General features: G+C 32.3%; 28 protein-coding genes. 23 read left to right on the forward strand and 5 right to left on the reverse strand.

The genetic code is table 11. The features are described 5' to 3' along the window. The first annotated feature begins 77 nt into the window (after positions 1-77). From auxA to ptsP, 7 genes are all read left to right on the forward strand, one after another. The gene (gene auxA / locus LQ673_RS01995) at positions 78-1,376 is read left to right on the forward strand and encodes a lipoteichoic acid stability factor AuxA (RefSeq protein WP_037587396.1); all 1,299 of its coding nucleotides are present in this window, start codon (positions 78-80) and stop codon (positions 1,374-1,376) included. 347 nt (positions 1,377-1,723) lie between these two features. Further along, positions 1,724-2,896, forward strand: a complete 1,173-nt coding sequence (locus LQ673_RS02000) for a class I SAM-dependent rRNA methyltransferase (RefSeq protein WP_126476970.1) — start codon at positions 1,724-1,726, stop codon at positions 2,894-2,896. A gap of 72 nt (positions 2,897-2,968) precedes the next feature. After that, positions 2,969-3,505: a hypothetical protein gene (locus LQ673_RS02005; protein WP_025905191.1), complete on the forward strand. Its 537-nt coding sequence runs from the start codon at positions 2,969-2,971 to the stop codon at positions 3,503-3,505. A gap of 150 nt (positions 3,506-3,655) precedes the next feature. Then, the gene (locus LQ673_RS02010) at positions 3,656-4,747 is read left to right on the forward strand and encodes a carbohydrate kinase (RefSeq protein ID WP_151359407.1); all 1,092 of its coding nucleotides are present in this window, start codon (positions 3,656-3,658) and stop codon (positions 4,745-4,747) included. Then, positions 4,747-5,664, forward strand: coding sequence for a pseudouridine-5'-phosphate glycosidase (locus LQ673_RS02015; protein WP_191836195.1), 918 nt, complete (start codon positions 4,747-4,749; stop codon positions 5,662-5,664). The genes LQ673_RS02010 and LQ673_RS02015 overlap by 1 nt, the downstream gene beginning before the upstream one ends. Positions 5,665-5,800: 136 nt before the next feature. Further along, positions 5,801-6,067 (forward strand): phosphocarrier protein HPr, encoded by a 267-nt coding sequence (locus tag LQ673_RS02020; protein ID WP_016912884.1) that lies wholly within the window; start codon positions 5,801-5,803, stop codon positions 6,065-6,067. Next, positions 6,067-7,779, forward strand: a complete 1,713-nt coding sequence (ptsP, locus tag LQ673_RS02025; protein WP_037587406.1) for a phosphoenolpyruvate--protein phosphotransferase — start codon at positions 6,067-6,069, stop codon at positions 7,777-7,779. The genes LQ673_RS02020 and ptsP overlap by 1 nt, the downstream gene beginning before the upstream one ends. Positions 7,780-7,858: 79 nt before the next feature. On the opposite strand, the gene LQ673_RS02030 is transcribed toward ptsP, so the two are convergent. Together LQ673_RS02030 and LQ673_RS02035 are read right to left on the reverse strand one after the other, a co-directional pair. After that, complete coding sequence (locus LQ673_RS02030) at positions 7,859-8,620, reverse strand: metallophosphoesterase (protein ID WP_126476965.1); 762 nt, start codon at positions 8,618-8,620, stop codon at positions 7,859-7,861. After that, entirely contained in the window at positions 8,620-8,850 is a 231-nt protein-coding gene (locus LQ673_RS02035) for a glutaredoxin family protein (protein ID WP_107565766.1), read from the reverse strand. Before LQ673_RS02035 ends, LQ673_RS02030 begins: the two co-directional genes overlap by 1 nt. A 185-nt stretch (positions 8,851-9,035) precedes the next feature. Between LQ673_RS02035 and LQ673_RS02040 the strand changes: the two genes are divergently transcribed. Genes LQ673_RS02040 through LQ673_RS02050 form a run of 3 tightly spaced genes read left to right on the forward strand, consistent with a single transcriptional unit; the run spans position 9,036 to position 12,088 of the window. Further along, complete coding sequence (locus LQ673_RS02040; protein WP_037587409.1) at positions 9,036-10,382, forward strand: cytochrome ubiquinol oxidase subunit I; 1,347 nt, start codon at positions 9,036-9,038, stop codon at positions 10,380-10,382. Beyond that, the gene (locus LQ673_RS02045; protein WP_037587410.1) at positions 10,382-11,398 is read left to right on the forward strand and encodes a cytochrome d ubiquinol oxidase subunit II; all 1,017 of its coding nucleotides are present in this window, start codon (positions 10,382-10,384) and stop codon (positions 11,396-11,398) included. The genes LQ673_RS02040 and LQ673_RS02045 overlap by 1 nt, the downstream gene beginning before the upstream one ends. Before the next feature lie 27 nt (positions 11,399-11,425). Continuing rightward, the gene (locus tag LQ673_RS02050; protein ID WP_025905183.1) at positions 11,426-12,088 is read left to right on the forward strand and encodes a potassium channel family protein; all 663 of its coding nucleotides are present in this window, start codon (positions 11,426-11,428) and stop codon (positions 12,086-12,088) included. Between the two features lie 43 nt (positions 12,089-12,131). On the opposite strand, the gene rnjA is transcribed toward LQ673_RS02050, so the two are convergent. Further along, complete coding sequence (gene rnjA, locus LQ673_RS02055) at positions 12,132-13,805, reverse strand: ribonuclease J1 (RefSeq protein ID WP_025905182.1); 1,674 nt, start codon at positions 13,803-13,805, stop codon at positions 12,132-12,134. Further along, the gene (locus LQ673_RS02060; RefSeq protein WP_025905181.1) at positions 13,806-14,018 is read right to left on the reverse strand and encodes a DNA-dependent RNA polymerase subunit epsilon; all 213 of its coding nucleotides are present in this window, start codon (positions 14,016-14,018) and stop codon (positions 13,806-13,808) included. It lies immediately after the preceding gene. A gap of 236 nt (positions 14,019-14,254) precedes the next feature. Here LQ673_RS02060 and LQ673_RS02065 point away from each other — a divergent pair, with 236 nt between their 5' ends. Next, positions 14,255-15,034, forward strand: coding sequence for a Cof-type HAD-IIB family hydrolase (locus LQ673_RS02065; RefSeq protein ID WP_191836196.1), 780 nt, complete (start codon positions 14,255-14,257; stop codon positions 15,032-15,034). 12 nt (positions 15,035-15,046) lie between these two features. Continuing rightward, positions 15,047-15,319: a hypothetical protein gene (locus LQ673_RS02070; RefSeq protein ID WP_025905179.1), complete on the forward strand. Its 273-nt coding sequence runs from the start codon at positions 15,047-15,049 to the stop codon at positions 15,317-15,319. 416 nt (positions 15,320-15,735) lie between these two features. Here the strand turns inward: LQ673_RS02070 and def are convergent, their stop codons facing one another. After that, a complete protein-coding gene (gene def / locus LQ673_RS02075; protein ID WP_025905178.1) occupies positions 15,736-16,290 on the reverse strand; it encodes a peptide deformylase in 555 nt (184 codons plus the stop codon). Positions 16,291-16,411: 121 nt separating this feature from the next. Here def and LQ673_RS02080 point away from each other — a divergent pair, with 121 nt between their 5' ends. The 11 genes from LQ673_RS02080 (at position 16,412) to LQ673_RS02130 (ending at position 26,822) form a co-directional block, all read left to right on the forward strand. Then, positions 16,412-17,044 (forward strand): YkyA family protein, encoded by a 633-nt coding sequence (locus LQ673_RS02080; protein WP_037587419.1) that lies wholly within the window; start codon positions 16,412-16,414, stop codon positions 17,042-17,044. A gap of 164 nt (positions 17,045-17,208) precedes the next feature. After that, the gene (gene pdhA / locus LQ673_RS02085; RefSeq protein ID WP_239704665.1) at positions 17,209-18,321 is read left to right on the forward strand and encodes a pyruvate dehydrogenase (acetyl-transferring) E1 component subunit alpha; all 1,113 of its coding nucleotides are present in this window, start codon (positions 17,209-17,211) and stop codon (positions 18,319-18,321) included. Between the two features lie 3 nt (positions 18,322-18,324). Then, positions 18,325-19,302 (forward strand): alpha-ketoacid dehydrogenase subunit beta, encoded by a 978-nt coding sequence (locus LQ673_RS02090; RefSeq protein ID WP_025905175.1) that lies wholly within the window; start codon positions 18,325-18,327, stop codon positions 19,300-19,302. A 42-nt stretch (positions 19,303-19,344) separates the two neighbouring features. Then, a complete protein-coding gene (locus LQ673_RS02095; protein WP_159315167.1) occupies positions 19,345-20,631 on the forward strand; it encodes a dihydrolipoamide acetyltransferase family protein in 1,287 nt (428 codons plus the stop codon). A 2-nt stretch (positions 20,632-20,633) separates the two neighbouring features. Then, complete coding sequence (gene lpdA, locus LQ673_RS02100) at positions 20,634-22,040, forward strand: dihydrolipoyl dehydrogenase (protein ID WP_191836197.1); 1,407 nt, start codon at positions 20,634-20,636, stop codon at positions 22,038-22,040. A gap of 64 nt (positions 22,041-22,104) precedes the next feature. Beyond that, entirely contained in the window at positions 22,105-22,377 is a 273-nt protein-coding gene (locus LQ673_RS02105; RefSeq protein ID WP_126476959.1) for a UPF0223 family protein, read from the forward strand. Between the two features lie 114 nt (positions 22,378-22,491). Then, complete coding sequence (locus tag LQ673_RS02110) at positions 22,492-23,034, forward strand: helix-turn-helix domain-containing protein (RefSeq protein ID WP_025905171.1); 543 nt, start codon at positions 22,492-22,494, stop codon at positions 23,032-23,034. Positions 23,035-23,044: 10 nt separating this feature from the next. Next, a complete protein-coding gene (locus tag LQ673_RS02115) occupies positions 23,045-24,142 on the forward strand; it encodes an ABC transporter ATP-binding protein (RefSeq protein WP_126476958.1) in 1,098 nt (365 codons plus the stop codon). Continuing rightward, positions 24,135-24,938, forward strand: coding sequence for an ABC transporter permease (locus LQ673_RS02120; RefSeq protein WP_126476956.1), 804 nt, complete (start codon positions 24,135-24,137; stop codon positions 24,936-24,938). Before LQ673_RS02115 ends, LQ673_RS02120 begins: the two co-directional genes overlap by 8 nt. 1 nt (position 24,939) lies before the next feature. Next, positions 24,940-25,752, forward strand: coding sequence for an ABC transporter permease (locus tag LQ673_RS02125; RefSeq protein ID WP_037587432.1), 813 nt, complete (start codon positions 24,940-24,942; stop codon positions 25,750-25,752). Continuing rightward, on the forward strand, positions 25,749-26,822 hold the full coding sequence (locus LQ673_RS02130; RefSeq protein WP_239744995.1) for an ABC transporter substrate-binding protein: 1,074 nt from the start codon (positions 25,749-25,751) through the stop codon (positions 26,820-26,822). The genes LQ673_RS02125 and LQ673_RS02130 overlap by 4 nt, the downstream gene beginning before the upstream one ends. Positions 26,823-26,830 lie beyond the last annotated feature (8 nt).

The following is a 26,830-nucleotide window of genomic DNA, read 5'->3' on the forward strand; positions in this document are numbered from 1 at the left end:
GTACTTGGGACTGATTTTCAATATAATTAAAGACAATTGAAAATGAAACAATTATAATGTTCAATGAGGTGAAGAACATGGCTATAAAGAAAAAAAGCTGGGAAGTTCATTTTAGTCGAATTATAGGTATATTTCTTTTGATTACTGGATTACTTATACTTTTTAATGCGCCGCGTATTAAAGACTATAATATCAAGGATTCAAGTAATATCCATATCAATAACATTTGGGACTTTTTTGTAGCTTTTTTTGATGAATTAGTAAGAATATTGCACCATTATATTGGTAACTTTCCAGTTATCGCAGCAATTATCGTATTGCTATTTGGTGTGTTTGTATTATTAGTAGGACGTACTTTAAGAAGAACAACGCATTACGATTATGATATTTCTGTATTTTATATCGGACTGACAATTATTTTAATGATTGTTATTATGATGACCATGTTCCAAGTATATAGTTTTGCATCTTTCTTATTTATTATTCCATTTGCAATTCATGTGGGATATGTCGTTTATAAAAATGAGCTAAATCCAATGCATCGAAAGAAACATTATTTATGGATTATCATTTCATATGGATTATGTTATTTCATTTCACAATTTGCAATGAACCATAATATCGATGCTCAAAATGTAAAGCCTATAGACGTTATGAGTGTTAACTTATTCTTCATTCTATTATGGTGTCTAAGCCAAATGTCAGTTTGGATTAGTTTATATTTAAGAAGATCTTTACCTGTAAGTGATGAAGACATTGAACAATTTCATGAAGAAAGATATTCAAGAGTTAAAAATAACCGCTTAACAAGAAAAATATATACTTTAGCAGAAGGTTTTTACCAAAAATTACAGAATTTCAAACAGGCGACTTTAGAAAAATTCAATTCTGAAGAGGCGATCGCTAAAAGAAAACGCCGTAATGAAAAATGGAAAGAAATTATTAAAATTGAAGAAGACGATATTCCAAGATGGATGAGAAGACCGAAATGGTTAAAGAAAAGCTATATAGAATGGATAAGTACAGTTGTTCTATTCTTATTTACATTTATAGAGTTTAATAACCGTAATGGTTTATTCTTATCAGGTGAATGGAAATTATCTCAAATTCAATATGTTTTTGAATGGCTAACATTATTTATTATGATGTTATTGATTATTTTATATGCATACTTTAATTACACAACAAATTATAAGAATAAAAATAATTTTGGTAAGTTGTTTGTCATTTCAGCATTATTCTTTGAAATTGCAACGACATTCTTTGTTTCAGCAATTCAAACGTCACAATTTTCCGTGTTTATCACACCAATTTCATTTTTACTATTATTATTTGTAACACCTGCATTTATCATTCACTTGAAAAAATCATTTTAATATCTTACACGATATAATTAGACACTTTATTGAGCGCTATGCGCTCAATAAAGTGTCTTTTATTTTATAATTTGCACGAGCAATTGCTGTATTTAAAAGTTTGAATATGTAATAAGTAAACTATTTTAATGAATTTATTCAAAAAATGTATTGCGTGGAATAATCTTATCCTTTATACTAACTTTAGTAAGCGTTTACATATAAGGGGATCAAAACTTTCTGGGGGAAATTTTGATTAATAAAATTCGGTTAACAGAGTATTCTAAAGGGGAATACTCTGTTTTTTGGTGTTTTGAATAATATACGTTATAATATGTGAGACATTTCGAAAGGATGGCTAATATATAATGAAACAATTAATGCTCAAAAAAGGAAAAGAAGATAAATATTTAAGAGGGTATCCTCTAGTTGAAAAAGACGACGTTTTTGATATGCCTAAAATGGATGAAGGCGAATTAGTTGCGCTTGTTGATGCAGGAAAAAGATTCATTGCAACTGCATATTATGGTGAACAAAATAAAGGTATAGGCTGGGTATTATCATTAGACTCAACTGAAAAGATTGATCATAACTTTTTTGTAAAGTTATTTGAAGAAGCTAAAAATGATAGAGCATATTATGAAAATGTAGATGGAATCAATGCATATAGATTATTTAATGCTGAAGGCGATGGAATTGGTGGACTGACAATCGATCATTATGATGGTCATTTATTAGTTCAGTGGTACTCAGTAGGGATATATCGATTGAAAGATAGAATATTACCTGCAATTAAAGAAGTCTTTGAATATAAATCAATTTTTGAGAAAAGAAGATTTAAAGGAATGGAAACAGCGTCAGACTTCGTAACGGGTGAAGCACCAGAATTTCCATATGTCATAGAAGAAAACCATATGTTCTATAATATTAACCTTGATGATGGACCTATGACAGGTATTTTCTTAGATCAAAAAGATGTTAGAAAAAAATTAAGAGACCACTATAGTCAAGATAAAGATATATTGAATTTATTTAGTTATACGGGTGCATTTTCAGTTGCAGCAAGTGAAAATGCTCGATCTACTACAAGTGTGGATTTAGCTAATAGAGCTAGACCATTAACTGAAGCAAACTTTGGTTTAAATACTATGGATCTTAATCAGAACCATATATTTATAATGGATGTATTTGATTATTTCAAATATGCTTTAAGACATGGTTTAAGTTATGACGTTGTCGTTATTGATCCACCAAGCTTTGCACGTAATAAGAAAAAGACTTTTAGTGTTCAGAAAAACTATCCTGAATTAATTGAAGGTGCATTAGAATTATTAAACGAGAATGGTAACTTAGTGTTAAGTACAAATTCAAGTGCTTTTCCACAAAAAGCATTCAAAAAAATGATTAATCAAACATTAGATCAATTAGGTGTAGATTATACAATCTCTGATGTAATGGGATTACCTAAAGACTTCAAGAGTCATCCACACTATAAACCAAGTAAATACTTGAAAGTCGTATTCGTACAAATAAATGGTTAAAATTTCCTAGTTCGGGTATATATTATTATAATAATGTTTGAATATAATCGAACTGTGAGGAGAATGGAAACAATGGGAATTTTCGATAAAATTACGACAAAAGCAGGTAATAAAGCATTTGGTATACAAGAAATAAAGAAACGTTCTGAATTACCAACTTCACAAGAAGAATTGTTAGAACGTAGAAAAAAAGCTAAAGAACTTATTCATAAGAAGTCATTAATGTCTTCAGCTGCAAATGTAGTACCAATCCCAGGACTTGGTGTTGGTATGGATATTAAATTAATGGGCGATATCATTGAAGATATTAATAAAATTTATGGATTAAGCCATAAACAAGTTAATAAAATGCAAGATGATTTAAAACAAAAAGTTTTAACATCAGCTGCAATGAGAGGTAGCCAGTTTATTGGTCAAAAAGTAACGAATGCAATGGTAAAAGTTATATTTAGATCAGTTGTAAAAAGAGAAGCGGCAAAACAATCAAGATGGGTACCATTAGTTGGACAAGCAGTTGCTGGTTCAATTAGTTATTATTTAATGAAAAAAATGGGTGAAGATCACATTAAAAAATGTGAAACAGTCATTCAAGACTTTATAGGTGAATAAAATATTGAAATAAGCTAAGGCATTTTGTAATGTCTTAGCTTATTTTTGTGTAATTTTTTATTTTATATTTGCAATTATTCTGAAAACGCTTTATAATCAAAATGTAAACTAAAGTTTGAAATATAAACAAATGTTTGTGAGGTGAAATTAATGAATGAAAATGAAAAATTAATTCTTAACTTAATTAAAGAGAATCCTTTTATATCACAACAAGAGTTATCGGATAAAGTTGGTTTGTCTAGACCTGCAGTTGCAAATATTATTTCAGGTTTAGTTAAGAAAGAATATGTTCAAGGGAAAGCATATGTGTTAAACGAGCAAAATCCAATTGTTTGTATTGGTGGGGCTAACATAGATAGGAAATTTCATATTACAGACGAATTAGTGCAGGGTACTTCAAATCCAGTAACTTCTGAAACTTCTATTGGTGGCGTTGCTAGAAACGTTGCTGAGAATTTAGGACGCATCGGTGAAGATGTTCTGTTATTAACGACTTCAGGTAATGATGCAGAGTGGCAACATATTTCTGATTTATCATCACCATTTATGAATGTGGATTATGTTGAGAAGATTTCTAGTGAATCAACGGGAAGTTATACGGCATTGTTAGATCAACATGGTAGTATGACGATGGGGTTTGCGGACATGTCAGTATATGACAAAATTACGCCAGAATTTATGATTAAAAACACATATTTACTCAATAAATCAAAATGTATTATTGCAGATTTAAACTGTCCTAAAGAGACGATAGAGTTTTTATGTTCATATGCAGAGAAGAAAAAGATTAAATTAGTATTGATTGCAGTTTCGGGACCTAAAATGAATCGTCTACCTCATAATTTACATGCGGTTGATTGGCTCATATTAAATAAAGATGAAGTTGAATCATTCGTAGGTAAAGATGCACAAACAGAAGCAGAATTAATTCAATACATTGGTGAAATTAGATCACTAGGTGTGAAGAACTTAGTTGTGACATCAGGTAAAGATAATATTATTTATGATGGTGAGGAAGGTCAACGACAATTTGAAGTTAAAAAAGTGGATAATGTCGTTGATGTAACAGGTGCCGGTGATGCATTTACATCAGGTTTAATTTATGGATGGTTGAAATCATATGAAATCGACAAAATTATTGATTTAGCAAAAGCAAATGCATCTAAAACAATTCAAACAGCTTATACAGTAAGACAAGATTTAGATAAAAAACAATTAATTAAGGACATGGAGGCTTTATAATGGAAAACTATATTCAATTTTCAAAAGAAGTAGAAAAAGCAAAAGAGGAAGGTAAAGCAATTGTTGCTTTAGAATCTACAATTATTTCACATGGTATGCCTTATCCTCAAAACGTAGAAATGGCACAAAAAGTAGAACAAATTGTAAGAGATAATGGTGGGGTACCTGCAACAATCGCGATTATTGATGGAAAGATCAAAATTGGATTGAGCGAAGATGAATTACAATTATTAGCAAGTGCAGAAAATGTTGCAAAAGTTTCTAGAAGAGATATCGCTGAAATATTAGCAACTAAAAAAATTGGTGCAACAACAGTGGCTTCAACAATGATTTGTGCTCAATTAGCAGACATTAAATTCTTTGTTACTGGTGGTATCGGTGGTGTTCATAAAGGTGCAGAACACACAATGGATATTTCTGCAGACTTAGATGAACTTTCAAAAACGAAAGTAGCTGTCATTTGTGCAGGTGCTAAATCAATTTTAGACTTAGACAAAACATTAGAATATTTAGAAACAAAAGGTGTACTGGTAGTTGGATATCAAACTGATGAACTTCCAGCATTCTTTACAAGAGAAAGTGGCCTTAAATTAAACACAAGACTTGATGAAGTAAGTACAATTGCGAAACTTGCAGAAGTACAATGGGACTTAGGACTAGAAACAGGTATTGTTGTCGCTAACCCGGTACCAGAAGAGGATCAATTAGAGCCAAGTTTCATCAATGGTATTATTGACAAAGCAGTTGCTAAAGCTGAAGAAGAAGGTATTCACGGCAAAGATTCTACACCATTCCTATTAGGTGAAATCGTTAAGCAATCTGGCGGTAAATCATTAGAAACAAATATTAAACTTGTTGAACATAACGCTAAAATTGGTACACAAATAGCAGTTGAATACACGAACCTCCAAAAATAAAGAATAATCAGCTCAAATAATTGCATACTTATGTAATATGATTGAATTGTAAGTGGTTTTTTGATATTCTTTAATCGTATAGATAAAATTTGATTTTATACAAATTTAATATAGGTATCAGAAGGAGACAATAAAAATGGAACAAAATTCATACGTAATTATTGACGAAACGGGTATTCACGCTAGACCAGCAACAATGTTAGTTCAAACTGCATCTAAATTCGATTCAGATGTACAATTAGAATATAACGCTAAAAAAGTTAACTTAAAATCAATTATGGGTGTAATGAGCCTAGGTGTTGGTAAAGATGCTGAAATTACTATCTACGCTGAGGGTAGTGATGAGAAAGAAGCTATCGAAGCAATTACTGAAGTATTATCTAAAGAAGGATTAACTAAATAATGTCTGAATTATTAAAAGGTATAGCTGCATCTGATGGTGTGGCTATTAGTAAAGCATATTTATTAGTTGAACCTGACTTATCGTTTTCAAGCGAAAATATCAGCGATGTAGACGGCGAAGTTGAAAAGTTTAAAGCGGCTGTTAATCAATCAAAAGTTGAATTAACTCAAATTCGTAATAATGCTGAAAAACAACTTGGTGCAGATAAAGCTGCGATTTTTGATGCGCATTTATTAGTGTTAGAAGATCCAGAATTATTAAATCCAATTGAAGAAAATATTCGCAATAACAAAGTAAATGCACCTACTGCATTAAATGAAGTATCAACAAACTTCATTACAATCTTTGAAAATATGGATAATGAATACATGAAAGAGCGTGCGGCAGATATTCGTGACGTTTCTAAACGTGTTTTGGCACATATTTTAGGTGTAGAATTACCAAATCCTAGTATGATCAATGAAAGCGTTATTATTGTAGGTGAAGATTTAACACCATCTGATACTGCGCAACTTAACAAAGAGTTTGTTAAAGGTTTTGCGACAAATATCGGTGGAAGAACTTCACACTCTGCAATAATGAGTCGTTCATTAGAAATTCCAGCTGTTGTAGGTACTAAAGATATTACTGATCGCGTAAACCATGGTGATAGTTTAATCATTGATGGTTTATCTGGTGATGTAATCATTAACCCAACAGATGACGAAGTTCAAGCATACGAACAAAAACAGAAAAACTTCTTAGCTGAAAAAGAAGAATTAGCTAAACTAGTTAATGATGAATCTGTTTCTAAAGATGGTGTGCATGTAGAATTAGCTGCGAATATTGGTACACCTAATGACTTAGAAGGTGTTAAAAATAACGGCGCAGAAGGTATCGGTTTATACCGTACTGAATTCTTATACATGGGTAGAGACAATATGCCTTCAGAAGAAGAACAATTTGAAGCATATAGCAAAGTCTTAAAAGAAATGGACGGCAAACGTGTTGTCGTTCGTACTTTAGACATAGGTGGAGATAAAGAATTATCTTACCTAAACTTACCTAAAGAAATGAACCCATTCTTAGGATATAGAGCGATTCGTTTATGTTTAGATCAAACTGATATCTTTAGAACACAATTAAGAGCTTTATTACGTGCTTCTGAATTTGGTAAGTTAAATATCATGTTCCCAATGATTGCAACTATCAAAGAATTTAGAGACGCTAAAGCAATCTTACTTGAAGAAAAAGAAAAATTAGTTTCTGAAGGTGTTAACGTTGCGGATGATATCGAAATCGGTATTATGGTAGAAATTCCATCTACTGCAGCACTTGCAGACATCTTCGCTAAAGAAGTTGATTTCTTCAGTATTGGTACGAATGATTTAATCCAATATACAATGGCTGCTGACCGTATGTCTGAACGTGTTTCTTACTTATACCAACCATATAACCCTGCAATTCTTCGCTTAGTTAAGCAAGTAATTGAAGCTTCTCATAAAGAAGGTAAATGGACTGGTATGTGTGGAGAAATGGCTGGAGACAATACAGCAATTCCATTATTACTTGGATTAGGTTTAGATGAATTCTCTATGAGTGCGACAAGTATTCTAAAAGCTAGAAAACAAATCAAACAATTAGATCAAAAAGAAATGCAAGAATTAGCGAACAAAGCAATTAACTGTGCAACAGAAGAAGAAGTTGTAGAACTCGTTAATCAAATTCTTTAAAATTAAAAAACAGAGCAGTTATCTCTTAACATTAAGTAGATAACTGCTCTGTTTTTATATGTGAATGATTTTTCAGACTTTAATGAGCATTCAAGTTGAATATCGCAATTTCAGGTGAACAAAATATTCTAATAGGTAGTCTTGTCATACCTATGCCTTGATTAACATAGAGGTATTGTCCAGTTCTAATTTGATACAAACCTTGTTTATATATTTTTCCATAAGTTGGAGTATAAATAGCGCCAATCTTAGGAAGTCGAACTTGACCACCATGTGTATGTCCAGAAAGTACTAAATGGATGTTTGGATCTAATAATTTAACTTTATCAGGTTCATGTACGAGTCCAATTCGAAAGTCTATACGACAATTAGTTACTTGGAATGAACTGCTAAAATTAGGCTGACCAAAACATAAATCGTCAATACCGTTAATCTGAATATTACCATCAGGTGTGTTGACGACGTAAGAATTGTTTAACAAGACTTCAAAACCCGATTTATTCATGATATCTAATACCGTATGAATGCCGTTTGAACCATAATCGTGGTTGCCTGGAACAAAAAACTTTCCATATTTTGATTGAACTGTACGAAATAAAGGTATAACTAGATAAGGGTCAAATGAAATTTGTGCAATATCATCAAAACAATCACCTGTGAAACAAACAATATCTGCTTCTTGCTCATTGATAAGACGTACAAGTTGATATAAATTTTCTAAATTAGAATAATAACCTAAATGCAAATCTGTTATATGAATGAGTTTCAGATTTGATTTTAAGTTTGTATCAATAGAATGTGTGGTGACTTTAATTTTAGAACTTGGAAATTGAATCTTCATTAATGAATGCCTAATGCTTTATTAAAAGATTCTATATCAACTTGATAAAAAACTTCTCCATTAATGAGAACTGTAGGTGTTGAAAAACTGTCTAGATCGATAAGTTCGTTTTTAAATTGTTTGTTTTTTATATTTTTTTCTGTAAACGGAATTTCTTTTTCATTAAAATATTGTTTTACAAATTGGCAAGGGGGACACTGGTCTTGTGTATAAATTGTAACTTCACTCATAGCTTTCACCTCAACTTTATATAGACATATTATAAATGATTTTTTAAAGCGTTCAACGATTATGTCCTATTTTGCCATTAATTTGTCATTACTTTGTAAATGTTAAACATTTCACAAATGATTAAAGTGTTGTATAATAAGATTAAATTGTGATGTATATCACAAACGTTGAATGGAGGAATATTATGGATGCAGTAGTTATAAGTCGTTTACTAACTGCTATGACATTGGGATTCCATATCATTTTTGCAACAATTGGTGTGGGGATCCCATTAATGTTTGCAATTGCTGAATTCATAGGTATTAAGAACAATAATCCTATGTATATAGCAATGGCAAAACGTTGGTCTAAAGGGTATACGATTACTGTAGCGGTCGGAGTAGTTACGGGAACAATTATTGGTCTACAATTATCATTATTGTGGCCAGCATTTATGCAATTAGGTGGGCAGGTTATTGCGCTACCATTATTTATGGAAACATTCGCCTTTTTCTTTGAGGCTATTTTCTTAAGTATTTATTTATATACGTGGGATAGATTCAAAGGTAAATGGACGCACTTTTTAATTACGTTACCAGTCATTATTGGTGGTACATTCTCAGCGTTCTTTATTACATCTGTGAATTCTTTCATGAATACGCCAAATGGATTCGATTTTATCAATGGAAAATTGATGAACATTGATCCAATCGCTGCGATGTTTAATGCATCATTCGGTATTAGAGCATTTCACGTTATAGCGACTGCGTTTATGACAGCTGCATTTATTTTAGCAAGTATAGCAGCATATCGTTTAATTAAGAATAAATTTATAGACGATAAAGAATATCATAAAAAAGCTCTTAAACTTACAATGATAGTTGGTTTAATTGCGAGTTTACTTGCAATGTTAGCAGGAGATTTATCAGCTAAGTTCTTACATCAAGAACAACCTGAAAAATTAGCAGCTATGGAGTGGCATTTTGAAAGTGAATCAAAAGCAGACCTAGTATTATTTGGGGTAGTTGATGAAGATAAACAAGAAGTTAAAGGTGCTATTAAAATTCCTGGCGCTTTAAGTTTCTTATCAGATAGTAATTTTAATACTGAAGTTAAAGGATTAAACGAATTTAAGAGTGATGAAACACCACCACTTATCATTCACTATTTCTTTGATTTAATGGTATTCTTTGGTGTGTATTGTTTTGTCGTTTCAGCTTTATTTGTCGTATTAAAATGGGTGAAAAAATGGTCACAATATAGTAAACCAATTTTATATTTAGCGGTATTAACTGGACCACTTGCAATGCTTGCAATTGAATTTGGTTGGTTCTTAGCTGAGATGGGTAGACAACCTTGGATATTAAGAGGTTACTTAAAAGTTGCAGAAGCTGCAACAAATGCTGATGGACTTGCACTTGTATTCATTGCATTCGCAATACTTTATTTAGTTCTTGGTATTTCATCAAGTTATGTACTTATTAGAATGTTTAGTCACAGTAAAGCGACTGATGATGTGAACAAAATAATAGACAGAAAGGGTGAAGTATAATGGATTATCAACATATAGGTATTACAGTGCTTTGGCTCTTTCTGTTTGGTTACATTATTATTGGTGCGATTGATTTTGGTGCAGGATTCTTCGCATTTCACGCTAAATTAACGAAGCAAGATCATATTATCAATAACTTGATTTCTAGATATTTAAACCCAGTTTGGGAAGTAACAAATGTGTTCTTCGTATTCTTCTTTGTAGGAATAGTTGGATTCTTCCCAGACTCTGCATATTATTTCGGGTCAACATTATTAATACCTGGTAGTATTGCATTAATTTTACTAACCATTCGTGGTAGCTTTTACGCATTTGAAAACTATGGACAAGATAGTAAGTTATCATGGTTATTCTTATATGGTGGAACAGGTTTATTGATTCCGGCATCATTATCAACCATTTTAACAATTGCTGAAGGTGGCTATATTAAAGAAACAAGTGATGGCGTTCATCTACAGTGGGTTGATTTATTATTAAGTCCATATGCATGGGCAGTTGTATTTTTAGCAATTATCTCTGTATTATATATTTCATCAGGATTTTTAACATTTTATGCGAATAAAGCTAAAGATTCTGAAGCATATCATTTATTGAGACAGTGGTTCCTTATATGGGCAATTCCAATGATCATCATTTGTCAGTTCGTTTTCTTATCATTAAGACAACATAATGAAACGCATTTTAATAATGCAGTCGGCAGCTATTGGTGGTTATTCGGTTTAAGTATTATATTCTTTATCATTGCTGTTGGATTAATATACTTTAAAAAAGCACACGGCGTTGCATTTATCATGATATTATTACAATTTGGTACAGCATTCTTCGGATATGGTGTAAGTAAATTGCCGTATATTTTAGATCCATTTATCAATATTGATAAAGCAGTTGTAAACGATCAAATGGCATTAATGCTTGTAATCGTATTTATTTTAGGTTTACTTTTACTCGTGCCATCGCTTATATTATTATTAAGATTATTTATCTTTGATGCTGATTACGTTAAAGGTAAAAAATAATATTATTATAAAGTATGGAGGCATATCATGAGTAGGGAGTATGTAGTTATAGGTTTAGGCCGATTTGGCGGAAGTATTGTAAGAGAGCTCAATGCTTTAGATATGGATGTAATGGCCATTGATGCAGATGAAGCAAGAGTGAATGAGTTCAGTGATATCGCCACACATGCGGTGATTGCAGATACAACAGATGAAGCGGTCATGAAAAGTTTAGGTATACGCAATTTCGATCATGTCATTGTTGCGATAGGTGAGAATATACAAGCGAGTACGTTAACAACATTAATTCTTAAAGAATTAGGTGTTAAAAAAGTTACAGCTAAAGCTCAGAACGATTATCACGCTAAAATTCTGAATAAAATAGGTGCGGATACTGTTGTCCATCCAGAAAGAGATATGGGTCGTCGTATCGCACATAATGTTGCTAGTGCATCTGTACTAGACTACTTAGAACTCTCTGATGAGTATTCAATTGTAGAAATTAAAGCAGGGGAAAGACTTGCTGGTAGTTCTATACTAGAATTGGATGTACGTGCAAATTACGGTATAAATATCATTGCTGTTAAAAGAGGTAAAGATATCATCGTAGCACCAGATCCAAATGAGAATATTGAATTTCATGATATATTAATCGTGATAGGTCATGACAATGATTTAAATAGATTTGAGAAAAAATTAGTAAACGAATAAAAGAACACCCGTAATTTTTAGAAATTACGGGTGTTTTAATGTTTTATTTAATTTTCATGATAATTGGTAAAATCATTGGTTTACGAGCTGTTTTTTCGTATAAATAAGGTTGTAAAGCTTCAGTAATTGTAGATTTAACGTGATGCCATTCTACTTTATCATTATTGTTTAGCTTCTCGATAACAGCTTTTTTGATTAATCGTTGTGCATCGTAAATTAAATGACCTGATTCTCTCATATATACAAATCCTCTAGAGATAATATCTGGACCTGAAAGCAGTTGTTTCGTTTTGAAATCTATACTTACAACAACTATTACAAGACCTTCTTCAGAAAGGACTTTACGGTCTTTGATAACGACATTACCGATATCTCCAATTCCACTACCATCAACAAATACATTTCCTGATGGAATACGACCAGCATATCTTGCAGAATCTTTTGTAAGTGCAAGGACATCGCCAATTTCATATACGAATATATTATCTGGATCTACACCACAGTTCACACCAGTTTCACTATGTTTCTTAAGCATTCTATATTCACCATGAATCGGCATAAAATATTTAGGCTTAATTAAACGTAACATTAATTTTTGTTCATCTTGTGAACCGTGACCTGAAGTATGAATGTTAGACAATTTACCGTGAATAACATCAGCACCAGCTTTGTATAATGCATTGATTGTTCTATTTACACTCTTCGTGTTACCTGGAATAGGTGATGAACTGAATACAACTGTATCATCTGGAATAATGCTGATTTGTCTATGTGTACCATTAGCAATTCTTGATAGTGCTGCCATTGGTTCACCTTGAGAACCTGTACATAAAATAAGAATTTCATGTTTAGGAACGGTATTAATTTTGTTAGGTTCAATAAATGTTTCAGGTGGTACTTTGATATAACCTAATTCTGTACCAATTTTAATATTGTTCTCCATTGAACGACCGAAGACAACGATCTTACGATTGTATTTAACGGCTGCTTCAACAGCTTGTTGAACTCTATAAATATTAGAAGCAAATGTCGCAAAAATAATTCTACCTGAACATTTACGGAAAATCTCATCTACGTTTTGTCCAACTTCCTTTTCACTTAATGTAAAGTTAGGAACTTCAGAATTTGTAGAGTCTGATAACAAACATAATACGCCTTCTTCACCAAGTTGAGCCATTTTGGCAATATTTGCAGGTTTACCAACAGGTGTGAAATCAAATTTGAAGTCACCTGTATGAACGATTTTACCTTCTGGTGTATCTGCAATAATCCCGTATGCTTCTGGAATACTATGAGTTGTTAAATAAAATGAAATCTTGAAATGTTTAAATTCAAATACTGAATCTTCATCAATTTCATTTAATTGAGCAGTCTTCAATAAATTGTGTTCTTCCAATTTATTTCTAATAAGACCTAAAGCAAGTGGTCCACTATAAATCGGAACATTCATTTGTTTTAATAAAAATGGGACACCACCAATATGGTCTTCGTGTCCATGAGTGATAAATAAAGCTTTCACTTTATGTTTATTTTGAATTAAGTACGTATAATCTGGTATCACGTAATCGATACCAAGAAGATCGTCATCAGGGAATTTAATACCTGCATCAATGACAATGATTTCATCTTGATATTCGAGGGCGTACGTGTTTTTACCAATTTCACCGAGACCACCCAGTGCGTATACGCCTACTTCATTTTTTTGTAAAGGCTTCATTTAGATTGTCTCCACATTAAAGTGATCTGATTTCTTTTCATATTCTAAATGAGCGCCCTCTAATTTTTGGACAAATTCGATATTGTAATTACGGTCAGATAAATATCTTCTAACTTGTTCTTCAGTTTGTCCTTCGAAATATTTTGTTTGTGTACTTTCACGTACGATTACTTCACTTTTGTCTTCTTGATAAAATACTTTAAATACTGCCATATATATAAATCCTCCTAGGTTAATTAACATAAATAAAGCCCTAGTTTTTAAGTCTAGGGTTTGTCAATTTCAAAATTTGATTCCCGTACATTTTTAAAAGTAATTATATGAAAATATATAAATACCTTTTTAATAAGTTCATTTTACATGATAATTAGAGATAAATAAAGATATTTAACTAAATCTTTCATATATATTGATTATCAACTAGAATAGAGACAAGGAGGCGATGAAAGTTGAATAAGAAATTAATATTTTTCGATATAGATGGTACAATCTATGATGAAAACAAAGAAATTCCAGAATCAACTATTGATGCGATAAAAAATTTAAAAGAAGCTGGCCATATCGTCGCAATTGCAACAGGTAGAGCACCATATATGTTTAAAGAAGTTATTAAAGAAACAGGTATTGATACTTTTGTTTCGCTAAACGGACAAATTGTTGTATATAATGGAGAAATTATAAGTAAATATCCATTAAATAAAGAGGAACTTACGAGCATAGTAGACAAAGCACATGCAAATAACCATCCTCTAGTATTCTTCGGTGAAACTGCAGTATATGCAAATGTAGAAAGTGATAACGACATTTCTGAAAGTCTTGGAACATTAAAAATGGATTACCCAGAATATCACAATACATATTATCTTGATCACCCAGTTTATCAAGCACTTATTTTCCATGCTGATGATGAAGACGACAAGTACGATAATCAATTCAATGCATTGAAATTCTATAGATGGCATCCTCTAAGTAGAGATGTAGTGCCGAATGATCGTTCTAAAGCAGAAGGCATAAAAGAACTCAGTGATAAATTAGGATTCCCATTAAGCGAAGTAGTTGCATTCGGTGATGGACCAAATGATGTAGAAATGATTACTGAAGTAGGGTGTGGTGTAGCAATGGGAAATGCCGTTGACGCACTAAAAGAAGTTTGTGATTTTGAAACGAAACATGTAAGTGAAAATGGTATATACTATGCTTGTAAAGAATTAGGATTGATAGATGAATAGGATGTGAATTTTATGGATAAGGTCGAACGCATCATCAAAACAATCGATGCAGAAAAAAACAGATCTGACAAACAATTTAAAGGAATAGAATTTAATATTCGAAAAAATGAAGTTGTGATGATCTATAACTATGATGAAATGATTAATAACGTTAAACAAGATCCACATTACATTCGACATAACAAAGATCCAGAATGGTTAAGTTTGGACGAATTAACCGCTATTCAAAAAGCACTAAAAGAAAAAAACATTCATTTCATCGAACGAAGAGATGAATTTATGTAATGAACAAAATTATGAAACAGAAGAACAGTAATCTACAATTGGAAGATTGAGATTACTGTTTTTTGGATAGGAGAGAAGTTATAGTGGTGTGGTAGTTAGGGACAGAATTCCGAGAAATGTCTCTAAGAGGTGTCGTTAGGGACAGAATTCTGAGAAATGTCTCTAATCGAGCAACCATCTAATTACCACAATTCAGAATAATGGAAGTTACAGCGTTCTAATTACCAGAATTCAGAATAATGGAAGTTAGCGGATTCTAACTACCAGAATTCGAAATAATGGAAGATACAGCGTTCTAACTACCAGAATTCGAAATAATGGAAGATACAGCGTTCTAATTACCAGAATTCAGAATAATGACAGTAAAAAGAGCGAATACCGACTGAATGGTATTCGCTCTTTTATCATCATACTTATTAATTAATTTCTACTGCATCATCGAGTGGTTTGAATGGATCTTCTTCATTAATATAGTCATAGAACATGATGCCATTTAAATGATCGATTTCGTGTTGCAATACGATTGCTGGATATCCTTTGAATCTTTTCTTAAATGGATTTCCTTCTATATCGTATGCTTGAATTGTTATTTTATAATTACGATGAACGAGTCCTGGTTTAGCTTCGTCTACACTTAAGCATCCTTCTCCGCCATTTAAATATGCTTTTTGTACACTGTGGCTTACGATTTTAGGATTGATAAGTTGAAGTTCGATTTGGTTTCCTTTTCCGTCATCTTGTATATATACAGCTAACATTTTTTTAGAAACATTGATTTGTGGAGCGGCTAGTCCTACGCCAGAACGTAATTTGTATTTTTTAGCAAGATCTTCATCTTGAGAGTTTTTTAGGAATTCCATCATTTCATTTAATGTTTCTTTATCTTCAGTCGATACTGGTAATTCTACTTCTTCGGCTTTCTTTCTAAGTGTTTCGTGGCCGTCACGAATAATATTTTCCATCGTTATCATTTACATGCACCTTCCTCATATAAAATATTATCAAAAACTGGTCATTTTTACATCTATTATTAATTGTATAAATAAAAAAAACAGAGTAACATATTGATAGGATTAAAAGGAGGAATTACCAATGATTGGCAAGAAATTTGTAACATTAACATTAGCGACTTCAATAATTTTAACAGCGTGTGGTCAATCTAAAGAATCACTTGAATCTTTTTATAACAAAGTTGAAAAAGCAAATAAAGAAGAAAAAGTTATAGTTGATTTAAATGAGAAAATGACTAAGGCAGAAAAAGATAAAGTTAAAAAAATCGAAGCATTAAATAAAGCTAAAAATGATGATTTTAAAGCAAAAGCGAAAGAATTAACGGACGGCGTTAAAGATAGGGAAGAAATTGTAAAAGATGAAAAAGCTGCAATGAAGAAATCTAAGGACATTTATGAATCATCTAAAAAAGATTATAAAAATATAGAAGATGAAGAACAATTAAAAGAAGCTAAAGATTTAAAGAACGCTCTAGATGAAAAGTATAAGCTACATAATGATGTAATGAATGCTTATCAAGAAGTATTAAAAACTGAAAAAGATTTATTTAGTTATCTATCAAAAGACAATGCTACACAAAAAGGTGCAAATGATCGTTCTTCTAAGTTAACTGAAGTTAATAAAAAGACTGAAAAAGTTGTAACAGATTATCAAAACACTTTAAGAAAAGTCCAACAAGAAAAGAAAGATGTTTCAGCTATTTTAGATAAATAATTTGTATTAGTACAGCTAATATTATGTTTTAGTACAGTTACATAAAAACCTTTGATTTGAGGGGTTTTTAAGATGTTAGTATTTTTTATTTAACAGTAAAACAGTTTTGTGTTAGAATGATTAAGAAATGATTATTTAATATAGGGAAAGGTATGGTGAATTGAATGGCTCCGAGAAAAAAAGCCCAATTCGATGCAGTAGCGACTTTAAATGAAATAGAGTCTAAGTTTGAAATGGTTCAAGTTTTAGATGAAGAAGGAAATGTCGTAAATAGTGACTTGTTACCGGACTTATCTGACGAAGAACTTGTTGAATTAATGGAAAGAATGGTTTGGACTCGTGTTCTAGATCAACGTTCTATTTCATTAAATAGACAAGGACGTTTAGGTTTCTATGCACCAACAGCTGGACAAGAAGCTTCACAATTAGCTTCACATTATGCGTTAGAGAAAGAAGACTATGTATTACCTGGTTACCGTGATGTGCCACAATTAATTTGGCATGGTTTACCATTAACTAAAGCTTTCTTATTCTCACGTGGACACTTTATTGGAAACCAATTCCCAGAAGGTGTTAATGCTTTAAGTCCACAAATTATTATCGGTGCACAGTTTATCCAAACAGCTGGTGTAGCACTAGGTCTTAAAAAACGTGGTAAGAAAAATGTTGCAATTACTTACACTGGTGATGGCGGTTCTTCACAAGGTGACTTCTATGAAGGTATCAACTTTGCTTCTGCTTACAAAGCACCTGCAATTTTCGTAATCCAAAATAACAACTATGCGATTTCAACACCTCGTGACAAACAAACAGCTGCTAAAACATTAGCTCAAAAATCAGTAGCAGTTGGTATTCCAGGTGTATTAGTAGATGGAATGGATGCATTAGCAGTATATGCAGTAACTAAACAAGCGCGTGAACGTGCAGTAAATGGTGAAGGTCCATCATTAATCGAAACATTAACTTACCGTTACGGTCCACATACAATGGCTGGTGACGATCCAACTCGTTACAGAACTTCTGATGAAGATTCTGATTGGGAAAAGAAAGATCCATTAGTACGTTTCAGAAAATATCTTGAAGTGAAAAACTTATGGTCTGAAGAAAAAGAAAACGAAGTAATGGAAAAAGCTAAAGAAGAAATTAAAACAGCTATTAAAGAGGCAGATAATACGCCTAAACAAAAAGTTACAGACTTAATGGAAAATATGTATGAAGAAATGCCTTACAATTTAGCTGAACAATATGAAATTTACAAAGAGAAGGAGTCGAAATAAGTCATGGCACAAATGACAATGATTCAAGCGATTAACAATGCGCTTCAAAACGAATTAAAAAGAGACGAAGATGTTCTATTATTCGGTGAAGACGTTGGTGTAAACGGCGGTGTATTCCGTGCAACAGAAGGTTTACAAAAAGAATTCGGTGAAGATCGTGTATTTGATACACCTCTAGCTGAATCAGGTATTGGTGGTCTAGCTTTAGGTTTAACGCTTGAAGGTTACCGTCCTGTCATGGAAATCCAATTCTTTGGTTTCGTATTTGAAGTTATGGACTCAATTGCTGGTCAAATAGCTCGTCACCGTTTCCGTTCAGGTAACTCTAAAGTGGCTCCAATCACAATCCGTGCGCCATTTGGTGGTGGTGTTCATACGCCAGAATTACACGCAGACAACTTAGAAGGTTTAGTAGCTCAATCTCCAGGTTTGAAAGTTGTTATTCCTTCAAACCCTTACGATGCTAAAGGATTATTAATTTCTGCAATCCGCAGTAATGACCCAGTTGTTTATTTAGAACACATGAAGTTATACCGTTCATTCCGTGAAGAAGTACCTGAAGAAGAGTACGAAGTAGAAATCGGTAAAGCTAAAGTTAAACGTGAAGGTACAGATTTAACAATCATCACTTATGGTGCAATGGTTCAAGAATCATTAAAAGCAGCAGAAGATTTAGAAAAAGATGGTTATTCAGTTGAAGTTATTGACTTAATCACTGTTCAACCATTAGATATTGAAACAATTGTTAAATCAGTAGAAAAAACAAACCGTGTAATCGTAGTTCAAGAAGCTCAAAAACAAGCAGGCGTTGGCGCAAATGTTGTAGCTGAAATTTCTGAAAGAGCTGTTCTTTCATTAGAAGCTCCTATTGCACGTGTGGCAGCTGCTGACACTATTTATCCATTCACACAAGCTGAAGGTGTTTGGTTACCAAACAAAAAAGATATCGTAGCGCAAGCTAAAGAAACATTAGAGTTTTAATGCGCATTAAAATACGGATTTAATATTTAGGAGGAAAAAATCGTGTCATTCGAATTTAAATTACCAGATATCGGTGAAGGTATCCACGAAGGTGAAATTGTAAAATGGTTTGTTAAAGCAGGAGACGAAATTCAAGAAGACGATGTATTATGTGAAGTTCAAAATGATAAATCTGTCGTTGAAATTCCATCACCTGTTGCAGGTAAAATTGAAGAAGTTATGGTTGAAGAAGGTACAGTATCTGTTGTTGGTGATACAATTGTTAAAATTGATGCACCTGATGCAGAAGGCTTACAATTCAAAGGTCATGACGACGATGAAGAAGAAACTAAAGAAGAAGCACCAGCTGAAGAAGCTAAAGAAGAAGCAACTACTGAAACTCAATCAGAAAATGTTGATGAGTCTAAACGTGTAATTGCTATGCCTTCAGTTCGTAAATTTGCTCGTGATAACGATGTAAATATTAAAGCTGTTTCAGGTTCAGGTAAAAATGGCCGTATCTTAAAAGAAGACGTTGAAGCATACTTAAATGGTGGCGCTACTACAGAGCAACCAGCTAAAGAAGAAGCTCAAACTTCATCTGAAGATACACAAACAGTACAATCTCCACAAGTACCAGAAGGAGAATTCCCTGAAACTCGTGAGAAAATACCAGCTATGCGTAAAGCAATTGCTAAAGCAATGGTTAACTCTAAGCATACTGCACCTCACGTAACATTAATGGATGAAATTGATGTTCAAGAATTATGGGATCACCGTAAAAAATTCAAAGAAGTTGCTGCTGAGCAAGGTACTAAATTAACATTCTTACCATATGTTGTTAAAGCATTAGTATCTGCACTTAAGAAATACCCAGCATTAAATACTGAATTTGATGAAGAAAATGGTGAAATTGTTCATAAACATTACTATAATATAGGTATAGCTGCGGATACTGATCGTGGTTTATTAGTACCAGTAGTTAAAAATGCTGATCACAAATCAATGTTCGAAATTTCTGATGAAATTAACGAATTAGCTGTTAAAGCACGTGACGGTAAACTACAAGCTAACGAAATGAAAGGCGCAACATGTACGATAAGTAATATCGGTTCAGCAGGTGGACAATGGTTTACACCAGTAATCAACCATCCTGAAGTAGCTATTTTAGGTATCGGTCGTATTGCTCAAAAACCTATCGTTAAAGATGGAGAAATTATTGCTGCACCTGTATTATCACTATCATTAAGTTTCGACCACAGACAAATTGATGGTGCTACTGGACAAAATGCAATGAACCATATTAAGAGATTATTAAATAATCCAGAATTATTATTAATGGAGGGGTAAAAATGGTAGTTGGAGATTTTCCTATTGAAACAGATACTATTGTAATTGGAGCAGGTCCTGGTGGATATGTTGCAGCAATTCGTGCAGCACAATTAGGACAAAAAGTAACAATCGTTGAAAAAGGCGAATTAGGTGGCGTATGTTTAAACGTTGGTTGTATCCCATCTAAAGCTTTATTATCAGCATCACACCGTTTCCACAACGCTCAACATTCAGAAGATATGGGTGTTGTAGCTGAGAAAGTAGCATTAAACTTCGAAAAAGTTCAAGAATTCAAAAATGGCGTAGTTAAAAAATTAACAGGCGGCGTAGCTGGATTAATGAAAGGTAACAAAATCGATGTTGTTAACGGAGAAGCATATTTTGTAGATGAAAATAACTTAAAAGTTATGACTGAAAAAGCATCTCAAACTTATACTTTCAAAAATGCTATTATCGCAACTGGTTCACGTCCAATCGAAATTCCTAATTTCAAATTTGGTAAACGTGTAATCGATTCTACAGGTGCATTATCACTTCAAGAAGTACCTAAAAAATTAGTAGTAGTAGGTGGCGGATACATTGGATCTGAGCTAGGTACTGCATATGCTAACTTTGGTTCTGAAGTAACAATCCTTGAAGGTGCTAAAGATATTTTAGGCGGATTTGAAAAGCAAATGACTCAAATCGTTAAAAAAGGTCTTAAAGCTAAAGGTGTAGAAATCGTAACAGAAGCGATGGCTAAATCAGCTGAAGAAACTGATAACGGCGTTAAAGTTACTTACGAAGCTGGCGGAGAAACAAAAGAAATCGATTCTGACTATGTATTAGTTACAGTAGGACGTCGACCAAATACTGATGAATTAGGTCTTGAAGAATTAGGTCTAAAAATGTCAGATCGTGGTTTAGTTGAAGTTGACGAACAAAGCCGTACTTCAATTAGCAATATCTATGCAATCGGTGATATCGTTGCTGGACCTCCACTTGCTCATAAAGCAAGTTACGAAGCTAAAGTTGCTGCTGAAGCAATTGCTGGTGAAAAATCAGCTGTAGATTACTTAGGTATTCCTGCAGTATGTTTCACTGAGCCAGAATTAGCTACAGTAGGTTACACTGAAGCTAGCGCTAAAGAAGAAGGATTAGAAATTAAAGCTGCTAAGTTCCCATTTGCTGCAAATGGTCGTGCATTAGCATTAAATGAAACTGCTGGTTTCGTTAAACTTATCACTTTAAAAGAAAATGGTCTTCTAATTGGTGCACAAGTTGCTGGTACAGGCGCTTCAGATATCATTGCTGAATTAGGTTTAGCAATTGAAACAGGTATGACTGCTGAAGACGTATCATTAACAATTCATGCTCACCCAACATTAGGTGAAATTTCTATGGAAGCTGCAGAAGTAGCATTAGGAACACCTATCCATACAATGTAATCATAAAAATATAAGGCTGAGACATATTTATGTCCCAGCCTTTTTTTGTAAAGGAGTAGAAAACATGGAGTATAGTTATCCAATAGATGTGGATTGGTCGCAAGATGAGATTCTCGAAGTGATGGCATTTTATAACCTTATAGAAGATGCATATGAAAGTGAAGCAAATAGAGAACAATTAGACAAAGCATATAAAAACTTCAAAAAAATTATTCCTGGTAAAGCTGATGAGAATAATTTTTATAAAGCTTTCAAAGAAGAAAGTGGTTATGATGGCTATAAAGTTGTAAAAGCTTTAAAAGAAAATAAAGAAGCGACAACGATTTCAGTTAAATAATATTATAAAATCCCCCAAAAAAGTGTTGAACTATAAAATGATTTCTGTTATTTTATTAAAGGTACTAAACTTAATGTTTAGTAAAAGTAAACATTACACTTTCTTGGGGGATTTATGAATATAGGAGAAAAACTTAAAAATTTAAGGTATCAAAAGAACCTAACACAAGAAGAACTTGGAGAGCGTACAGATTTATCTAAAGGGTATATTTCACAATTAGAAAGAAATTTATCTTCACCATCTATGGAAACTTTTTTGAATATTTTAGATGTATTAGGGGTTGAACCGAGTGAGTTTTTTAATGAGAAATTGTATCAAGCTCGTATACATTATCCTGAACAAGAACACACGATATATGATGAATATGATTTAGGTTACAAAATAAAATGGCTCGTTCCAGATTCAAATGAATTTGAAATGGAACCTGTAATTATCACTTTAAAAAGTGGATCTAAATATAAAGCATTTAGCCCATCAAATTCTGAAACATTTGCATATGTAAAAAAAGGATTCATAACTTTGAATATAGGGAATCAAACATATACTGCTAAAAGTGGAGAATGTTTTTATTTTAAAGCGCATGAAACGCATCAATTTTTAAATCAATCTAGCAAAGATGCTGAAGTATTGATTGTAGCTACAGAATCGTATTTATAGGAGGTAAGGCATGAAACAACCAATCATAAAGTTCGAAGGCATTTCAAAGAACTTTAACAACACGCAAGTATTAGATGATGTCAGTTTTGAAATTGAAGAAGGTAAATTTTATACATTATTAGGTCCATCAGGTTGTGGTAAAACAACTATTTTAAAATTGATAGCAGGATTTGAAACACCAACTAAAGGTAATATTTTGTTTAATAATAAAATTATTAATAAAGTGCCAGCAAATAATAGGAAAGTTAATACTGTGTTCCAAGATTACGCATTATTTCCTCATTTAAATGTATACGACAATGTAGCATTTGGACTAAAAATAAAAAAGTTAAATAAAAAAGATATTCAAACTAAAGTAAAAGAAGCATTAAAATTAGTGAAACTTGAAGGTTATGAACAACGTAAAATCACTGAAATGAGTGGTGGTCAAAAGCAACGTGTTGCGATTGCTAGAGCAATTGCGAATGAACCTGAAATTATCTTGCTTGATGAGCCATTATCAGCATTAGACTTAAAGTTAAGAACGGAAATGCAATATGAATTACGTGAATTGCAACAACGACTAGGTATTACGTTTATTTTTGTTACACATGACCAAGAAGAAGCATTAGCAATGAGTGATTACATATTTGTTATGAAAGACGGTAAAATTCAACAAAGTGGTACGCCTGTCGACATATATGACGAACCTATTAATAAATTCGTTGCAGATTTCATTGGTGAATCTAATATCGTTACAGGTGTTATGAAACGTGATTATGTTGTTGAAATGTACGGTATTCCTTATGAATGTGTAGATGCTGGATTTGAGAAAGATGCTAAAGTTGACGTCGTGATTCGTCCAGAAGATATCACGATTAAATCAGAGAATGAAGGTCGTATCTCTGCAGTAGTTGATTCTCAATTATTTAGAGGTGTTCATTATGAAATTTGTTGTTATGATGCGCAAGGTAATGAATGGATCATCCAAACGACGAAAAAAGCAACAATCGGTGAAACAGTAGGACTTGATTTTGATTCAGAAGCCATTCATATTATGTTGCCAGGTGAAACTGAAGAAGAATTTGATCGTCGAATCGAAAGCTATGAGGATGAGGAACATGCATAAAATAAAATCATTATTACTCGTACCTTATATGATATGGATAGTATTATTTATTATCGTTCCGATTGCTATGATTTTCTATGCATCATTACTTGATATTCATGGACACTTTTCATTCGAGAATTACAAAAACTTTTTTACAAGTAGTTATTTAGAAATGACTTTAAGTTCAGCTTGGTATGCATTAATTATTACTTTCTTTTGTTTATTGATCAGTTATCCTTTAGCGTTAACACTTAGAAATGCTAAACATAAAGATATATTATTATTACTTATTATATTACCAACTTGGATTAACTTGTTACTTAAAACGTATGCTTTTATCGGCATTCTTAGTCATGATGGTTTATTAAATAAAATCTTAAGTGTATTTCATGTACCATCAACAGAATTATTATTTACAAGTACAGCGTTTATCATTGTTTCGGTTTATATTTATATTCCATTTATGCTGTTACCAATCTTTAATTCAATGGATGAAATACCAGAGAATTTATTACAAGCATCAAGAGATTTAGGTGCAAATAGTTTCACAACATTTAAAAATGTCATCGTGCCTTTAACATTAGAAGGTGTGAAAACGGGTATTCAAATTACATTTATACCGGCATTATCATTATTTATGATTACACGTTTAATCGCAGGTAATAAAGTTGTTAACTTAGGTACAGCTATTCAAGAACAGTTTTTAGTTACACAAAATTATGGTATGGGTTCTACGATAGCTGTGTTCTTAATATTAGCTATGGCACTGATACTAATTATTACGAAATCTAAATCAGAGAATAAGGAGGTATAGTATGAAATTAACAGGAAAAATTTATTTTACAATCATACTTATATTTCTATACTTGCCTATCTTTTTCTTAATATTTTATTCATTTAACGGTGCAGGTAATATGACGCACTTTAAAGGCTTTACATTTGATCATTACACATCAGTGTTTCAAAATAAACGATTGTTAGTGATTATCGTGAATACCATTGCGATTGCATTGTTGGCCGCGAGTATTTCTACTTTAATCGGAATATGTGGCGCTATAGGTATTTACTACTTAAGAAATAAAAAATTAAAAGTCGGATTATTAACATTGAATAATATCTTAATGGTAAGTTCTGATGTTGTAATCGGATCATCATTTTTACTATTATTTACTGTTATTGGTCACTATACAGGTATGGGGCTTGGTTTCTGGTCAGTTTTAATATCTCATATAGCATTTTGTGTACCAATAGTCGTGCTTTTAGTACTTCCTAAACTATATGATATGAATACATCTATGATCGATGCTGCTAAAGATTTAGGTGCAACTTCATGGCAAACACTTATTAAAGTTGTGATACCTCATATTCTACCTGGTGCAATTGGTGGATTCTTTATGGCACTTACGTACTCATTAGATGACTTTACAGTGAGCTTTTTTGTGACAGGTAGTGGCTTTAGCGTATTATCTGTTGAAGTATATTCAATGGCTAGAAAAGGTATTACGATGGAAATCAATGCGATTTCTACATTACTATTTGCGTTAGTTATGATACTGATTTTAGGATATTATTTCATAAAAAGAAGCCAACAAAAAAGACTTGAAAAAAGAGGGGGCATTATAAGATGAAACAATTAATGCAGTTAGTCGGCATCTCAATTGTTGTAGGTGCATTGTTAATGTTATCTACTAAATTAATTGATCCGCCTCCTTCTAAAGGGAAAAAGAATGTTATTTATGTATATAACTGGGGAGAATATATTGACCCAGATTTGACGAAAAAATTTGAAAAACAAACAGGTATTAAAGTCGTATACGAAACGTTTGATTCAAATGAAGCGATGATGGCTAAAATTAAAAACGGTGGTACAGCATATGATGTTGCAGTGCCAAGTGAGTATACTGTTGAAAAAATGAAAAAAGAAAAGTTATTAATACCGATTGATCATAAAAAAATACCGAATTTAAAAAATATTGATAAAGATTTTATGAACCTACCATTTGATCCAGGTAATAAATACTCCGTACCTTATTTTTGGGGAACAGTAGGCATTTTGTATAATCCAGAAACAACGAAAGGGATCAACTTTAATACATGGAATAGTCTATGGGATAAACGCCTTAAAGATGTTGTATTAATCGTTGATGGATCAAGAGAAGGTATAGGATTTGCATTAAATAGTATGAATGAAAGTTTAAATGAAACGAATAAACAAAAACTGAAAAAAGCACAAGATAAATTAATTAAGTTATCACCTAATGTTCGAGGTGTTGTAGGTGATGAAATTAATACAATGATGGTTCAGAATGAATCGGATGTAGCCGTTGTATGGAGTGGTATGGCAGCTGATATCATGACTGAAAATGATAAATTGGATTTCGTCGTACCTAAAGAAGGATCAAACTTATGGTTTGATAATATCGTTATACCTAAGACAGCACAGAATGTTGATGGCGCACATAAATTTATTAACTTCTTATTAGAAGAGAAAAATGGAAAGCAAAATGCAGAATGGGTTGGATATGCAACGCCAAACAAAGCTTCTTATAATCTTTTAGATAAGAGTGTTAGAGAAGATGAGCGTTTCTATCCTGATTCTTCAGTAAGAAATAAACTTGAAGTTTATGAAGATTTAGGAAAAGAAAATATAGCAGCGTATAATGAAGCCTTTTTAAAATTTAAAATGTCGCTTAATTAGTCATTATA

Origin of the sequence: Mammaliicoccus sp. O-M54 (assembly GCF_022386035.1) — a bacterium.
Classification (GTDB): domain Bacteria; phylum Bacillota; class Bacilli; order Staphylococcales; family Staphylococcaceae; genus Mammaliicoccus; species Mammaliicoccus sciuri_A.

Bases quoted from the DNA above. Each gene is read 5' to 3' on its own strand.
- LQ673_RS02130 (WP_239744995.1), top strand. From the start codon at position 25,749: ATGAAACAATTAATGCAGTTAGTCGGCATCTCAATTGTTGTAGGTGCA.
- LQ673_RS02040 (WP_037587409.1), top strand. From the start codon at position 9,036: ATGGATGCAGTAGTTATAAGTCGTTTACTAACTGCTATGACATTGGGA.
- pdhA (WP_239704665.1), top strand. From the start codon at position 17,209: ATGGCTCCGAGAAAAAAAGCCCAATTCGATGCAGTAGCGACTTTAAAT.
- LQ673_RS02045 (WP_037587410.1), top strand. From the start codon at position 10,382: ATGGATTATCAACATATAGGTATTACAGTGCTTTGGCTCTTTCTGTTT.
- ptsP (WP_037587406.1), top strand. From the start codon at position 6,067: ATGTCTGAATTATTAAAAGGTATAGCTGCATCTGATGGTGTGGCTATT.
- LQ673_RS02050 (WP_025905183.1), top strand. From the start codon at position 11,426: ATGAGTAGGGAGTATGTAGTTATAGGTTTAGGCCGATTTGGCGGAAGT.
- LQ673_RS02120 (WP_126476956.1), top strand. From the start codon at position 24,135: ATGCATAAAATAAAATCATTATTACTCGTACCTTATATGATATGGATA.
- LQ673_RS02015 (WP_191836195.1), top strand. From the start codon at position 4,747: ATGGAAAACTATATTCAATTTTCAAAAGAAGTAGAAAAAGCAAAAGAG.
- LQ673_RS02125 (WP_037587432.1), top strand. From the start codon at position 24,940: ATGAAATTAACAGGAAAAATTTATTTTACAATCATACTTATATTTCTA.
- LQ673_RS02020 (WP_016912884.1), top strand. From the start codon at position 5,801: ATGGAACAAAATTCATACGTAATTATTGACGAAACGGGTATTCACGCT.
- auxA (WP_037587396.1), top strand. From the start codon at position 78: ATGGCTATAAAGAAAAAAAGCTGGGAAGTTCATTTTAGTCGAATTATA.
- LQ673_RS02030 (WP_126476965.1), bottom strand. From the start codon at position 8,620: ATGAAGATTCAATTTCCAAGTTCTAAAATTAAAGTCACCACACATTCT.
- LQ673_RS02115 (WP_126476958.1), top strand. From the start codon at position 23,045: ATGAAACAACCAATCATAAAGTTCGAAGGCATTTCAAAGAACTTTAAC.
- LQ673_RS02000 (WP_126476970.1), top strand. From the start codon at position 1,724: ATGAAACAATTAATGCTCAAAAAAGGAAAAGAAGATAAATATTTAAGA.
- lpdA (WP_191836197.1), top strand. From the start codon at position 20,634: ATGGTAGTTGGAGATTTTCCTATTGAAACAGATACTATTGTAATTGGA.
- LQ673_RS02080 (WP_037587419.1), top strand. From the start codon at position 16,412: ATGATTGGCAAGAAATTTGTAACATTAACATTAGCGACTTCAATAATT.
- LQ673_RS02070 (WP_025905179.1), top strand. From the start codon at position 15,047: ATGGATAAGGTCGAACGCATCATCAAAACAATCGATGCAGAAAAAAAC.
- rnjA (WP_025905182.1), bottom strand. From the start codon at position 13,805: ATGAAGCCTTTACAAAAAAATGAAGTAGGCGTATACGCACTGGGTGGT.
- LQ673_RS02005 (WP_025905191.1), top strand. From the start codon at position 2,969: ATGGGAATTTTCGATAAAATTACGACAAAAGCAGGTAATAAAGCATTT.
- LQ673_RS02110 (WP_025905171.1), top strand. From the start codon at position 22,492: ATGAATATAGGAGAAAAACTTAAAAATTTAAGGTATCAAAAGAACCTA.
- LQ673_RS02010 (WP_151359407.1), top strand. From the start codon at position 3,656: ATGAATGAAAATGAAAAATTAATTCTTAACTTAATTAAAGAGAATCCT.
- def (WP_025905178.1), bottom strand. From the start codon at position 16,290: ATGATAACGATGGAAAATATTATTCGTGACGGCCACGAAACACTTAGA.
- LQ673_RS02090 (WP_025905175.1), top strand. From the start codon at position 18,325: ATGGCACAAATGACAATGATTCAAGCGATTAACAATGCGCTTCAAAAC.
- LQ673_RS02105 (WP_126476959.1), top strand. From the start codon at position 22,105: ATGGAGTATAGTTATCCAATAGATGTGGATTGGTCGCAAGATGAGATT.
- LQ673_RS02060 (WP_025905181.1), bottom strand. From the start codon at position 14,018: ATGGCAGTATTTAAAGTATTTTATCAAGAAGACAAAAGTGAAGTAATC.
- LQ673_RS02035 (WP_107565766.1), bottom strand. From the start codon at position 8,850: ATGAGTGAAGTTACAATTTATACACAAGACCAGTGTCCCCCTTGCCAA.